General features: G+C 44.3%; 9 protein-coding genes. 8 read left to right on the top strand and 1 reads right to left on the bottom strand.

Translation table 11 applies throughout. The features are described from left to right. The first annotated feature begins 52 nt into the window (after positions 1–52). The 8 genes from E2R66_RS23620 to E2R66_RS23585 all read left to right on the top strand — a co-directional run bounded on the left by E2R66_RS23620 (position 53) and on the right by E2R66_RS23585 (position 14,341). Positions 53–4,933, top strand: a complete 4,881-nt coding sequence (locus tag E2R66_RS23620; protein ID WP_134737957.1) for a hypothetical protein — start codon at positions 53–55, stop codon at positions 4,931–4,933. Between the two features lie 28 nt (positions 4,934–4,961). Next, positions 4,962–9,503: a fibronectin type III domain-containing protein gene (locus E2R66_RS23615; protein WP_133235567.1), complete on the top strand. Its 4,542-nt coding sequence runs from the start codon at positions 4,962–4,964 to the stop codon at positions 9,501–9,503. A gap of 455 nt (positions 9,504–9,958) precedes the next feature. Continuing rightward, on the top strand, positions 9,959–10,933 hold the full coding sequence (locus tag E2R66_RS23610) for an NAD-dependent epimerase/dehydratase family protein (RefSeq protein WP_133235565.1): 975 nt from the start codon (positions 9,959–9,961) through the stop codon (positions 10,931–10,933). Between the two features lie 2 nt (positions 10,934–10,935). Further along, positions 10,936–11,766 (top strand): XrtA system polysaccharide deacetylase, encoded by an 831-nt coding sequence (locus tag E2R66_RS23605; protein ID WP_133235563.1) that lies wholly within the window; start codon positions 10,936–10,938, stop codon positions 11,764–11,766. A gap of 4 nt (positions 11,767–11,770) precedes the next feature. Then, positions 11,771–12,367: a sugar transferase gene (locus E2R66_RS23600; RefSeq protein ID WP_133235561.1), complete on the top strand. Its 597-nt coding sequence runs from the start codon at positions 11,771–11,773 to the stop codon at positions 12,365–12,367. A gap of 50 nt (positions 12,368–12,417) precedes the next feature. Then, positions 12,418–13,080: an NAD(P)-binding protein gene (locus E2R66_RS23595; RefSeq protein ID WP_133235559.1), complete on the top strand. Its 663-nt coding sequence runs from the start codon at positions 12,418–12,420 to the stop codon at positions 13,078–13,080. Beyond that, positions 12,996–13,802: an FAD-dependent oxidoreductase gene (locus E2R66_RS23590; protein ID WP_394347203.1), complete on the top strand. Its 807-nt coding sequence runs from the start codon at positions 12,996–12,998 to the stop codon at positions 13,800–13,802. Before E2R66_RS23595 ends, E2R66_RS23590 begins: the two co-directional genes overlap by 85 nt. 290 nt (positions 13,803–14,092) lie before the next feature. Then, positions 14,093–14,341 (top strand): hypothetical protein, encoded by a 249-nt coding sequence (locus E2R66_RS23585; protein WP_133235555.1) that lies wholly within the window; start codon positions 14,093–14,095, stop codon positions 14,339–14,341. Positions 14,342–14,481: 140 nt separating this feature from the next. Here E2R66_RS23585 and E2R66_RS23580 read toward each other — a convergent pair whose 3' ends face one another. Next, positions 14,482–15,606 (bottom strand): acyltransferase family protein, encoded by a 1,125-nt coding sequence (locus E2R66_RS23580; RefSeq protein ID WP_133235553.1) that lies wholly within the window; start codon positions 15,604–15,606, stop codon positions 14,482–14,484. Position 15,607: the final 1 nt, after the last annotated feature.

Raw genomic sequence — 15,607 nt, 5'->3', positions numbered from 1 at the left:
ACGAATGCCTACAGCCGATAGATATTATGCTTTTTCAGCGGACTACAGCGCTATGGCGTCCTGTTTGGCCGCTATCCAGGCGCAGAATAATTCCGGGGCCTACAACGGTGATGCCGGTTTGCAGGCCTTACTGAATACTTTCGAAAAAGACCTCCTGAGGCGGCTTTTCGTCCGCACGCGTAGCGTGCTCGCTGCGCTGGATGGAAAAAGCACCGACAGCGCGGGTAATTTCCGTGGAGAATTCGAGCCGCTGGATTTCTCGTCGGCCGATTTCAATACCGGGACAGATAGCACCGGCGCGCTTGCCTTTGGCAACCTTTTTCTGGCGATACTGGCAGATTTGGCAAAGCTGAACCTGCGAATTTCGGAATTGGCCGACCTGGTGAAGCTGTCCGTTGATGCCGCGCTGATACCAGTACTGGATGCCTTCGATGAGTTGCAGACTTACCTGGACGCAGCAGGGCTTAATCCATGCGATCCCGTATCTTCATTCTATTACAACAACTCTTCCTCGCTGTATCTTCATGCAGCGGGATCGAACGGCGAAAATGGAATTCCGGCAGGCATCCACCTCCGCTGGAGCCTGACAGGCGAGTTGGGCGAAAACCATATCCCGCGCGGCGATTACGAGGCTTCAGGCACCGGCCTTTCAGGCTACAATCTCCAAAATGACTATGTGCAGCTCAGCCGCTCGGCATACACGCCAATTAAACTTACGCTTGACCTGGAGACAAACACGCCGGTAATCGATGCGTCAGCCCGGAGCTGGACCTATATCGTTAATCATTCTTCCGGAGGTACGGTTGCTACCGACCGTATAAAGCTTTTTTTCTCCGATCAACAGCAATACGACAGTTTGCTGGCTACGTCCGACCCGGTCACGGATCATTTTGGATTTTTAAAAAGCTACGATGGTTTGCTGGAAGCAGAGGTGAAAAACAAGCGATTTTTCACGCTGGGCCTGGTGGTCAAAAGAAAAGTGGATACCCTGCCTGCTGTTTTGAAACTCCGGGCCATTAGCGTAGTAGGTACAACGCAACGCGGCGATATCCCCTCAAGTATAAGAAGGACGTTCAAGCTCACCACAGGCAGCGCGATAAGCGAAGAAATGATGGGTAACGACCTTTATCGCGTCCACATAAAAAAAGACGGTAACGCCTATTTACAAAGCCTGAGTTTTGAAACATACCATGATCAGCTCAAATCCAAAACCGAGACGGATTGGACTGCAATCGGATCCGGGTTTAGCCTGTCGGTCGAGGATAGCCTGGTGTTTGACCGCCTGGAGGCTCCTGCTTACCCGGTAGATAACAGCTGGCCGCAATACACCGGAGGATCTAAGGTACGGGTACAGAATTATAAGGATAAATGGCTGGATTCGGTGCCCGACCAGCCCAGCCTGAAGGAAGTTGTAGAACGGTACCTGCTGCTGAGCCGCACGGATCCGAGGGCTATGGATACGCTGCGCAGCATCGACGCCGATCCGGTGTCAGACGGGCTAGAGATCAGTTATGTTGATGTCCTCAATCTAATGGCAATGGACTATCATATTGCCCGGATGCTCGGTCTTGGTCATATTGATACGACAGGAGGCGGAAGCTCCATAAAATACATTTTTAAAATCACCTATACGGCACCACGGTTGCCAGGCTCCGCTGAGACAGAAACACATGAATTTTTAAGCTTACCCGTAAGCAAAGCCGATTATTTATTACCGCTCAAGCCGGTAATCCGTCCATTAAACTATGCGTTCCCCCAGGCAGACGAACTGAGCAACGGGATGGTCGATGAAAGTGGATATTCTATCCATGCCGAGCAACGTATCGTTAATGTAGGCCGACAGCCGTTTGCGGAAGAGATAGGCGGATATGATTTTTTCGCAGATTTAAATGCGGATGAAAATGATAACGAGTTCATTCATCCAAGGCCGGTACTTTACGGCGTGGAATACCGTCTTGCCGGACAAAGTACCTGGCAAAAACCTGCTATCACCGACACCCAAAATTTAGGGCATCAGTATTTCGCTTATAACGGCGCATTCCCGGAAGGAAAGGTTAAGGAAACGATCCCGGTACCTGACAACCCGGATAGCCTTTACATCCACATGGAGCAACAAAACGGCGTCCATGAGTATGCGATTTATGGAATAGATTTATTAGGCCGTGTATCAGAGAACAGCGACACCGCGCAAACCGATGTAACGCTGTTTCCTGAATTTAACCGCTTGAGCGCTCCAGACGACTTTAATGTCCACTACATACAGGTTGAGCCGGAACCTTTGTTCTCTACCCAACGGGAGCAGTACTGGCTTGACCACAGGATCGGTCAGTTTGGGGACGCCGCTGATGTAAGCTTTACGAGGGTAAACTTCAACTGGCTGGACATTACGGATATTTCTTATCTGCAGGACCCCGGTGATTTGTCAAAGGCGCGCCTGGCTAAGCCGGATAAAGTACAGGCACTGTTTAAAATTGGCGAACCTCAGGAAGTTACAGGCGTAATCATCAATGCGCTGCCTGTTTTTGGCAACCATGATTTATTGCGGCTGTTTACTGGTATTTATGATTCGCTTGATGGCTCGCCAGTTAACCCGAACATAAGCCCGGTTAATTTTGACAAATTTCATAACAGTATCCTTTCTACAAAAGAAGGACAGTTTAAAGTTCAGGCAATTACAGCCGGAACGCTGGGCCCTGTAATTACGATTGAAAAGAATTATAACGTAGAATTAAGCGAGGATGGCTCAGGTACCAACCTTTATGCAGCGAGAAAAGTGTATATCGCGCCGGAGATTAACAGCCGTTTTTCTATGATTGAAAATCTCAGTGACACAACCAATTGGGAACTGGTGCATAATCAGATCTCGCTTGTCGACCTCGGGGACACCACCGCGCCGGTAATCGAAACAGAGACTAATTCTGAAGGTTATGTTACCAGAAAACTCATAGGGGGAGTGTACGGGCCTGCTGCTGTCACGCCGGTTGAAAGCAACCCCGACGGCCAGCCGAGCTTGCCTGGCTATTACAAGATTCAATTCCAGGCTGTGTCACTTGCACCTCATCCGCAGGTTAACCTGCCGTTTGATCCGGAAGCGCCGGGGGCAAATAATCCGTCGACGTTGCAAACGCCGCACGTAGAATGGAATAACGGACTAATCCGCATGCCGCTTACTGCGTCCGCTTCGGATGGGTCCGTGAAGCGTAAATCGGTTCAGGTGATCAAAATTGAGCAGTTCAATCCGTTGCTGGTTTATGCTTACGACGCCTCATACGCTGAAGAGCCGGTACGTACCTCGACCCCGGAGGCTCCGCTCGTTCCCGGCGTAAACTTTCATCCAGGCTACCGTGCGTATTTGTTCCCGGAACCGGCACCTGGATCTCATTTTAACAGGTCGGACTTGCTGCCAGCATCGGACACGCTAAGCAAAAAAATACTTTTTGGAATGCGGTCTGTCAATTCCCGTTCAGTAACAGGTTTGGTCTCAAAGCTTTCTGTCCCCGCTGTATTGCTAACCCGTAGCGTGATCAAGCCTGAACAGCTGAATGCGCCGATTTTGGAAACCTATAAGGTAAGGCCGGATATGACCGGAAAGGCTGCCTTTTCTATGGACGCACGTATCGAACCGGACAATGACGGACTAAAGCGTTTTCCATTTGGCTTTATGTTTTATCGTACTAACGATGAAGAAGTATACCGGGCATTGTATCAGCCCGATACGATTGCTGATATAAAGACCCGCCTTTCATTGATCGAAAACGATCCGGACGCACGTCAGCGTGCTTCTGACATGGTCAACCTGCGTTTTGATCCGAATAATGATGGGCATTTTAGCAATTATGGAGAAGGCAACGACAGTTATGCATTACCAGACCCGGATAAGGCTGGACTTACCGACAGCGCGGATAATCCAAATGTGAAATATGATAAATACCTGAAGGCAGTGCGTTCAACCTTATTGCCGCTTTCTGAACAAACTATAATAAACCAGTTTGTCCGGACCGGCCATCAGACCGAGAATAAGCTGCCAACTATTAAAGATATCAATGGTAATTTATTGAACCCGTCGAGTCCTAATTTTGATCCGTTCCCAATGGTGAGAAAGTTCGATGACCAAGATCAGCCCAATACTTATTATATCCGGTTGACTGACTATAATCTGAGCGGTACATCAAGAAGCCAATATTTCTATACCTGCGCGGAAGTAGATTACCATTTGATAACCGGCAGGCTCAGTTACCTGGCCGGTCCGGTAACGATTTTAAATACGCTTCCAGCCCCGGCGCCAATCATTAGCTCTTCAGAAATCAATATGGTACCGGATGAAGCTGGCAATCCGGTTACGGTGAGCCTGCGCATTTCTTCCTTTACCAAGTCCGATCAGGTAAATAAAATCAGGCTTTATCGCACTACGGATCTGGTAAATGCTGACTCGCCCGAACATATGCAGCTGGCTTTAGAAATCGGAATTGACAGTAATTGGATTGCCAATCCGGTAATAAGCGATAATTTTTCCGAGTTGCCCAGGCCGCTTATTGGCAAGACCATCTTCTACCGCGTAGTTTATGTTCGGACGATCATCAATGAAAAAGAGCATACAGAGGATATCCTTTCACTGCCATCCGAGCTTCTGACCATAATTATTGTAGACTTTATTAACCCCGAGGCCCCGGTACTGCGATACGAGGATTCAAAACTCAAGTGGGACGTGGATTATGAAAAAGCTACCTATTATCTCTATCAGCAGAACAGCCGCGGTAACTGGGCAATGATCAGTAAAATAACCCCTGCTCCTGGAGTTTCGACTGCCATTTATCCTCTTCCCGGCCTGGTAACGTTAGACGAGGATGGCAACCGGATTTACAATCGCTTTAAAGTGAAGGTGGAAAACGCTTCCGGGCTAATGAGTTTAGCAGATAAAGAGACAACGATTTAATTAAGCACAGTCTATAAAATATAAAATTATGCCTACAATAGAACCAATTCCAAATTCGTACATCGACAGTGTAATCAAAGATCACGACGCGGATCCGGCGAATCCGGACAGAACCCAGGGAAAAGACCTGCGTGAGCTTTTAAAGGTGATGCGCAACCGCTTCGAACAGGGATTGGTTCAGCAGTCTTTCAATACACTGCAACCTGACAATGTTGGAATCGTCAGGGTCGGATCAGGCATAGAAGAAATTACCGTTTCCCGGGATGTTATCCTGGATGTGACAGACCGGAATCCAGGCAAAGCAGGTGTACTTATCATTATTCAGGACAGCACGGGATTACATAATGTCACGCTTGCACCAAACAATAAAGGCCTGGTAACACCGGTTTCCACGCCTCCAAATACCGTTACCAAGTTAACCTGGGAAAACCTGTCTGGATTTACCGCCTGGACGGCTGAAGTGATCGTTGCCGCGATAAATATCCAGCCACCGGCAGCGATAATCAACCTGCAGGTTAACTTTATAGACAGCTCCATAGTCCAGCTGCAATGGACCGCACCGACGGGCGATGAAGGAAAGACGGTACTTGCTGATAATTATACTGTTTACATCAGCAATGCCCCGATAAATGACCTGAATCACCTGAACTATTTATCTATTTACCAAAACAAATTAGTCCCACGTCGGCCGGGGGATACCGAAACCCTAAACCTTACCAAACTGGCACCGAAAACGGTCTACTATATCGTAGTAGTTGCCAATAAGACCACCTATGGGAAGCTTTATACCGCGCCTGCATCAAACATCGTCAATTTCATTACCTTGCCTCTTACCGGACCTGTTCCGGTCGCTGACATACTGATACCGATCGCACCTGAACAGGTAACCGCTTATGCTACCGCCTATGATAAAGACCCAATAACAGGAGAGCTTCTGGATCACCGCCAATTAGTAGATTACAGCGGGATTGCCCTGACTGATGGCGTGCCAAGCGGGACGCCAGGTAAGGGGATGAAAATGGTACACACCGATTCTTTTAAGGGCTACTATAATCAATTAGAAGCAGTTTATTTTGACCTTAAAGGGTCTTACACGCTCAATAAGGTATGGATATATTTGACTGAAGGCGGCAACGACATCATTGTGGATGTGAGCCCCGACGGTACAAACTGGCTTAGCGGGGGGCGGCTGATCTCCCCGCCAAAAAACGAGTTGGTCGCCTTCAGCATAGAGCACCCTGACAGTGTTAAGTATTTCCGCCTATACATGGATTCGGGCGGCGGCGGCAGCGCCAACTTCAGTGCCGCGCTCGCTATTGCCACAGGGCGGGCAGAAACAGCTATGTCTATCAGCGGCACTAAATACAAACGTGCTACGCCGATGCTGACATTGAAAGAGCGGATCGGGACAAACGTGATCAGCATCAATGACCCTGTCAAAACAGGTAAGCTGTCTACGATGACACGGGTATACTTCAATCACGTGTTCTTTCTTCCTGATGATCCGGCACACCAGGTACCCCTTACTGGGTTAACTTCTTTGACAACGGCCAATATTGATTATGTCTTCAAAGGGCATGCCCACCTCACCTCCGACGGATTGACCACGGACTTCGATCAAAAAATGCAGGATTACAAGGATAACGGCGCTGAAATCTTATTTTCACTGGTATCCGGGCCTGTATTTTTAGCGCCGGCCGGATCGACTTTTGATGCCGCTAAAGTAAGGAAGCCAACCGATCCCGGGGTAAGTGCCGTCGATATTACTCAGACAACCAACCCCTTGAATTATAAATTCATTGCCCAGTTTTATGGCCAGGTAGCTGCCAGGTGGGGCCATGGGCATGAGGATGGAACAGTTATACCAGATAGCTATTTCCGTTTGAATAGTGACCAGGAGATTAAAAAGTCGATGGGGCTCGTTCGTTACTATGAGATTGGATTGAATGAGTGTGATGCTGCCAGTACAAGTGACAGCCGCTATACAAATCCTGAAGAACTGGCTTGTATCATTTCTGCCTGCTGGGATGGGCATAAGGGTTTATTAGGCCCCGGATTCGGTATTAAGGAGGTAGATCCTAATGCAAAGATTGTGATGGCCGGTTTAACCGGAAATCAAATCGGTTACATCAAGGCTATGTTTAGATGGTGGGATGTAAACAGGGGCTACGGTGATTATCCGATAGATGCGATACAGCAGCACTTGTACAATACATCTGTCGGTGGCCAAAGTATCTATGGGCTTATCGGTATATATTCCCTGCCGCCCGAACAAGGCTACTTTATGGACTACGTTAAGGACTATATTATCTGGAGGACCAGTACCCCTACGATGCAAAACATAGAATTCTGGATAGGGGAATACGGCTACGATGAACATTATGGCAGCGCGTTCTCACCGGACCATCCCGATCTGGCAACGCGGGGTTGGATGAAAGCTGTTTACATATTGAGGGCTTTTTTAGTTGCTGACTGGATGCAAATTGATCGTTTCATTCAATATGCTTATTTTGGCTATGCTTATTTAAGCCAGTTCCCGCTGACAACTCCCGAAGTATACAGCAACTTCGCAACAAGTGGTTACTTTGATAATAGCGGCATTAACCCCACGGACCAGCCGTTAACAGCATATTGGTATACTGTGGCATTCAGGAAGGCAATCGCTGGTTACCGGTTTGCCCATGCATGTGTCGTGGCCGGTATTGCGCAGACGGCAGATGTAGTCGTAAACAATAACAATCCGGAACTATATTGCTTTGCGTATACTTCTGACGATCCTGCTAAAAAGTCTATGCTGGTAGTTTGGTTAGGAAGCAAATACAATGATCCGACCTTCCATGCAGACATTTACGTCGAAGCAACGGATATCAATGTGAACTACCTGGAGTTTGAAAACCTTCATATCACGCATGCAGAAAACGGGACAGCGGGAAGCCTTAGCACCGAGGTTAGCGGGGATATCCGCAAGGCCAATGTCAAGATCACGACTACGCCGACGTTCGTTTATACAAATAGGATCGGGGCCACGAAACTGATCAATCCTTCTGATGTAACTGTAAGGGCCGCATCCAGTTCAGAACTGATCCTTTCCTGGAAGGATGCCAATATAGGCCTTAACAGTACCGTTATTTTACGAAGCTTGCAACCGGATGCAAATTTTACGCAAATCCATGACGCCTACATTGATAACGGTAGTTTTACGGATACAGGGCTCGATGAATACACGACATATTTCTATAAGCTGCAGTTTAAGGTTGGGGCAATTTCTTCAGATCAATCTGCTGTATATGGCGGTGTTACTGCTAAAGTCATCGCGGTTCCATCCGGGTTTGCTGTAATTAGTAAGTCTCCAAGCACTGTTAAATTAGGGTGGTCTTACGGTGCGGCAGATACTGCCTATATACAAGGGTTCGAATTGTGGCGGAGCATAACTGATCCGGCTGGCACTTATTCGAAAATTGCTACCATATCAGCTTCAGAATCCAACTATACAGATATTGGACTGGCTGCCAATACGACTTACTACTACAAACTACGTGCCTTTAAGGGTTTGGACTATGGCGATTACACATTGAAAACCAGCGAAACAACCGACCCTATTACGATTACCGCCCCGGTTATCACCAGCGTGGAAACCAATTACCCTGGCGATCGGTTGACACTTAGGTTCAGCTTACCGATGTCTGATCCGGCGGGCCAGCAGGGTAACTTTACGATTATTGAAACGGTATCAGGCGCACCGGCATTACGTTCGGGGCTTTCGATTACGCTTGACCCGTCTGATAACACGGTCATGCGCATTTATTTAAACTCTGCATTTACATCGCCGTCAACGGTGTTGAGAATGGCGTACGATGGAGTCAATGGCACGCTGGAATCAGTATATGGTGTCAAGCTTGCCGGATTCACTAATAAGGCGATCACTAACCGCTACCACGATAGCAATCTACTTGTCAAGACTATGCAGATCAACCTGGCTGTTACAGGTTCGCCAAGCGGCCTGGCATCTTGGACAGACGTCAATATGTCAACGAGGTTCGGGAACGCTAGCAATAGCGTAACTCCTGTTAGAGATATCAATAACGTCGATACCGGCTATAATTTCACTTTCATCGAACACTATCCGGATAGTCATTTGCAGGATTTGATCAATGCAACTGTCGGGAATCAGATAAAAATAACCGATCCATTAAATTCCCTGTTTCCTGCAACTGTTCGGGCAACCAACGCTGTAATGGGTGCGAAGAAATTGATATTTACGCTGCTGAAAGCTGACCCTACAAAAATTTATAATGTTATAACCACTGGTTGGCAGTATAACACCAATGATGGGCAAAGGACAGTGATCGAGGGAAATAACGGATCAATTGCAATTTTCGACCCCGGTGAAAACATCACCCAATTTGTTCAGATCACTAACCTAAAACCAGGTTTATATAGCCTGCCAGATACTTCTGGCACTGCGGCGGACGGTTATGAAGGAATGAAAATTGTTTTTACATGTTATGACCAGATGTTTGACAAAGCAACCGTGAGTGGCTTTATCATACAGGAATGTATTGATAACTAATTTCAGTTATGCTTCAGTGACTTATGATACCTGTTTCGGTGAAGCAGGTATCATAAGTTAAATCTGCAAAGCAGATAGCCGTAAATTGGCGTTGCTGAAAAGTAAGCTCAGATTTTACAGCCGGCGTGGGGGGTGATTCCCCCAATGTACTGACAGATCATATGTATTTCCGGTTAAAAAATTATATTCCTTGTTCCAGCTTTGTTGCAGTAACTATTTGATTTTTGAAAATATTGATCAGGCCGGTCAACACCCACCCGGTGATTCCTCTTGATTTTGAAGTCGTTGTTTTTTGGTAGGATCTAAATCCAGATTGGAACATTTAAAGTATACCGTAAATCGGAATGTTTCGGATTATACAGGGTTGTAATTTTTTGGCTCTTGTAGTGCCAATTCAATAGCCTTGTAAATTAAATAATTAGTGTATATTGAATGGACTGTATGTCTACCCATCTATGAAAATGATTATCACAGGCGCGGCCGGATTTATCGGTTCAAACCTTACAAAAGAATTATTAAAACTTAATTACGAAATAGTTGCTATTGATAATTTTTCTACTGGCTCAGCAGATAATTTAAGCTCTGTTAAAAATCACCCAAAGTTAACCACGATAACCTGTAGCGTACAAGATCATGCATCATGGGCTGATAAAGCGGCAGAAGGCGATATCATATTTCATTTAGCGGCTACTGTAGGAGTAAAAAAAGTTTTTGCCAATTCGCATGATACTTTCACAAACAACTTGGATAGTATGACAGCCGTGTTAGACGTTGCACATAAAAAAGAATGTAAAGTTTTTTTTGCAAGCACATCTGAAGTTTATGGGCAGTCTAAGGGCGTCCCGTTTGCTGAAACCGACCCTTTAAGTGCTTATACAACTAACCAAGGGCGCAGCGCCTACGTGATATCAAAAATGGCCAATGAGGTAAGTTGCCTTAATTATAACAATCTAAAAGGTGTCCCGGTAATTATAGCCAGGCTCTTTAACGTCATTGGCCAAGGGCAGCGTAAAGAATTTGGTATGGTGGTACCCACATTTATAGATGCGGCGCTATCCGGCAATCCATTAACATTATATGGCGATGGTCTACAAACACGCGGGTTTTGTAACGTTAAAGATTTTTTAACCGCGGTAACGGCATTAATACAGGAACCCAAAGCATGGGGCAATGTATATAATATCGGCCAAGATGTAACCACTACTATTCAAGAGCTTGCGTTGTACATTGTTGAAACCAGCAATAGCAAGTCGGAATTAGTTTATACAAAGTTACCGCCGGAGAGGATCGGAAAAATTGAAATTCACAGCAGGCAGCCCAATATAGAAAAAATCCGGGCATTAACAGGCTGGTCACCCCTCATCTCATGGCAAACATCCGTAAACGAGATGCTAACAGAATTAGACGTAAAAAGTCATCTTGGTGATTAACTATGAAGAATGCCTTTACCGTTGATTTAGAGGATTGGTTTTGCTCTCATAACCTGATAGGCGAAATTAAATATGAAGACTGGGATAAGCAGGAAGGGCGTGTTACGGCACCTACCCTACGCCTGTTAGATTTATTGAAAAAGTACAACCGTAAAGCGACATTCTTTGTTTTAGGTTGGGTAGCAGACCGTTACCCGGAGCTGATACAGAAAGTTGCTGCTGATGGGCATGAGATAGCATCACACGGGTATTCACATAAACTATTAACTGGTATAACATCCGATTTTTTTGAAGAGGACTTATTAAAGTCGGTCAATGCAATTGAACGTGCCTGCGGCGTTAAACCAACCGGCTACCGGGCCCCTGCCTTTACGGTTGTAAATTCAACAAAATGGGCCTTTGATATACTTAAAAAACTTGGATTTACGTACGATTCGTCGGTATACCCAACTAGTGTACACCCTGATTATGGCATTGGCGACGCGCCACTTTCCATTTATTCGCCACAAAACGGGTTAACGGAAATCCCCCTTTCTTGCGCTGTGCTATTTAATAGGAACATACCTTGCAGCGGTGGTGCGTACCTGCGCTTTTTACCCTATTTTTTTTATAAACAATTAGTTAACAGCGTAATAAAATCAGGAAGGTCCTACATTTTTTATACCCATCCCTGGGAGATAGACACGGAGATCCCTCGTATCAAATTGCCTGTCTTTAAGGCGATGAGGCATTATACAAACCTTGCATCAACCTTCGGTAAAATTGAACGGCTTTTGCAGGACTTTGAGTTTACTTCGCTACAGGATATACTTTCTGAACAACAAACTGGTTAAGACAATGAGCGATTCACAGTATAAAGTAAACTGGACATACCTCGCTATTCGCAGAAGTGTAGAAGTGCTTTTAATCCTGTTATTTTTACCAGTTTTGATTGTATTGTTCTTGCTTTTATTTGTCTGGATCAAATTCGATTCTGCAGGAAGTGTGTTTTTCAATCAATTACGCCCAGGTAAAGACGGCAAACTTTTTAAAATCTACAAATTCAGAAGCATGTATACAGGTGCCGACTCGTCCTTCCTTACCCTGGAGGCAGATGAGCGTGTTACCCGTAGCGGCAAATTTATCCGAAAGTATCGCTTAGATGAATTACCGCAGTTGTATAATATACTGATAGGCGATATGAGTTTGATTGGTCCACGCCCTGTACCGGTTAATTTTTACGACTATTATTTGCAAAATATCCCCCATTATAATAAGCGGCACGAGATACGCCCAGGCATAACGGGGCTTGCCCAAGTTAGACAGGGATATACGACCACCTTAGATGAGGAACGTATGAAATTTAAATACGATTTGTTTTACATCCGCTCACTCTCGCTTAAATTAGATTTGGCGATATTACTGCAATCAGTAAATGCCGTCAATAAAAATTAATTTATCATTGATTTGGACCCATTATCAATCCTATTGTTTAATCAATCATAATGAGTAAAAACCCAATCAAAATTGCAGTTTTGGGTGCAGGGCCCGCCGGGCTGACCACAGCCCATCAGCTTACAAAAAACGGCTTTGTTGTTGATGTTTACGATACGGCTAAAGACGTTGGCGGTTTTGCCAAATCGATCAGATTATGGGATAGGAACATCGAAATCGGACCTCATTTTTTAGATATCGGTAACAAGGCAGCCGTGAAGGAATTGGTACTAACAGCACTTGCCGGAAAATACAAGACGTATAAGCGCCGAACATTTATCCTTAGCTTAAACAAACTTTTTATATACCCTCCAGGCCCGGCAGATCTTATCAAAAAACTTAGCGTTAAGCAATTATTAGCAGCAACAGCCGGTATGCTAAAACAAGTGTTCTCTGCCCCAACGCCTAACAATGGTACTGCCGGCATATTTGTTAAAAAATATCTGGGCGAATTTTTGTACAAAAACTTTTTTGAAAGTTTTTCGGCCAAGTTATGGTCGCTGAACAGCGACCAGGTATCAGATGTGTTTGCTAAAGCGCTTTTAGGGTTTAATGACTTTTCTTCGCCGGTACGTTTAATTGCACGCAAATTAACTCAGCGGCTCCAACTAAAAAAGAACCTGCAAATTACGTCTATCCCACCAATGGCTTTTCCGATCTGTGGAATGCACTAAAATGCCAAACTGAGTTACAAGGCGGAAAATTTTATTTAGGGATTTCCATCAATAAATTGGTAAGCACGGCGTCCCAAGACAGCAGAACTCAATTGGTTTTGGCCGATGGAACTACCAAGGAATATGACCTTATTATTTGCACTATCCCGGTTCTATCGCTAATTGGCTTATTAAAAACGCAGGAAGGCCTCTCTATTATACCACACGCAGCAATGAACTTCAGGAGTGACATCCTCGTATATTTAAAAGTACATTTTGACCAAGCTGCCGAAGGCCAATGTATTTATATCTATTCAGATCTGATAAAGATTACAAGAATCACAAATTTTAACGAGTTTAAACCTGATGAGTCAGACACCTTTAACATACTTTTAGTTGAAATATGGTGCGATAAAACTGACTTGATATGGAATTACGGCGATAGTGATTTAATGCTTTTTTTGGAGCAGGAAATAAAAAAAACGAATCTATACATCAATTTAAATGTAATCGATCATACCATAAAGAAGGTTGCAGATGCATTCCAAATTCCCGATTTAGATCTGGAGGATAGCCGGACTAAGCTGTTAGATCAATTGGTCGGGTTTAGAAACCTTTATATTACCGGCAGGATAGCATCCTTGCATTTTAATTATGGGATGGAAAATGCTATTGAAGACGGCATTATACTGGCGGAGGAAATCACCAAAAAGTATCGGACTGACCTGTTACCATCAGATTAATTCACCATTCACCAATTTGTATCTGCCTGGTAAAAAGCAAATAAGCAAAAAAGATAGAGCAAGCGACGAATTTCTCGTGTTTGCCCATTTGCGGCTCCCATAATCGGCTTGAACCGACTTACATCGCTGCGAAATGTATAAATCAATGAGAAGGCGGTTCGACTTTTGTCCTGTTGGGGCTGAGATAAATCGTTAGCCCATAGGGGAATCGAACCCCGCGATTATTATGGAGTTTAAACCATTTAAACCTTATCACCATTTTTGGCGTTGTTCAATATATGCATACTGCTATGCCGATATATAATAACCACTTCAAGTTCCGCAGTCCCTTCGATTTTTCTCCTCATCAATATGATATTGGTAGGCCATGGTTCAGTAATAGAAAGTTGGAAGACAACTTTTTCCTCTTAAAGGTTTACCAGATAGAACTGGCGGAATACGACGAGTTATACGATTACCAATTAAAATTTTACCTGAAAACCAACCTAGGAAAAGAAGAGACATTTTTTAATCACGTACATGATATTGTCAGCTTATAACCGCTTGGTCATTTTTTGACAAGTAACGGCAAATTCTGATAAATAACGAAAATTACATCTCCAGTAAGCTCTCTACTTATTGATTTTCAGCAGGTTGTAACGATGCGAAATTGCGGCAATGCGTTTGAACAAATTTAATTTTATAGTACTCCAACTTGGGCAACATCGATTTTCTTGATTCTTTTTTGCCGTTGCCTTTCAATTGGGACTGCGATTGCGAGATTTAAAAAAAAGCTTAATAAGATAGATATAAGGGCGATGAAGGCGGGGGTTTTTAACAATTCAGGACCGAATGTATAAAGCAATTTGGCCACTAACAAGTGTACCAGATAGACCGTGTAAGACAATTCACCGATCTTTGAATCGAACCTATAATTTTTAGTAAAGATAAAAAGAAACGGCATTGATATTAATATCAAAAAAAGATACAAAACATCGCGGACCTGAAAATGAAATGCCTGGATAGGAAATTGTGGTAATAGTGCAAATGCTATAGTAATAACAATAATAGAAGTTTGTAAAATTAGACCTGCATACGTTGGTATTTTAATGTCTCTATATTCAGTATAAATCCTGTAGGAAATTGCCCCTAATAAGAAGAACATCAGTTCACATGGAAAGAACCGATAAGTCCATGGATCATTCTGTAGACTGAGCGAATAAAATGTCACTATTCTGATTAAAAGTGAAAGCATGACTACAGTAAGTATCCAACTTGTCCTTTTCCTTAGGAGATATGGTGCGCATAAGTAAAAGGTGAGCTCAAGGGCTAAAGACCAGCCCTGGGGTATAAATAGAAAATTGTATAGGGCGGGTGAAGTATTCCAGAAGTTACCCGTTAAATATAAAGCCCCATTTTGAGGACTAATTCCCATAAACATGACAATATCCTGTCCCCAGATAATGATATTGGTTGTGATAAGATATGCCCAGGTTAACCCATTAGGTTTTGTAGCCTCGTAAAGATTAAAAACGGGTATATCGTGGTCCGCGGACGTAAAACCAACGATTAAACAAACAAGTAAGCTCAATATCAATACTGAAAAATAAAGCGGATATATTTTTAACAGCCTGTTTGTAATAAATAATTTGAATGAGCTGTTTATGCCGATATACTTTTCATTCAGGATCAACGACATATAAAATCCTGAAATCATAAAAAATGATTGCACAGCCAATGAACCGCCAGTCATTTGAAAGCCGAATATTGGTCCGATATGGGAAGCCACAACAGACAAAGCCAGCAATAGTCTCAAAACACCCATT

Origin of the sequence: Mucilaginibacter psychrotolerans (assembly GCF_004519315.1) — a bacterium.
Lineage (GTDB): Bacteria > Bacteroidota > Bacteroidia > Sphingobacteriales > Sphingobacteriaceae > Mucilaginibacter > Mucilaginibacter psychrotolerans.
The sequence above is the reverse complement of the archived record's forward strand: the minus strand, read 5'-3'. Positions and strand labels throughout refer to the sequence as shown.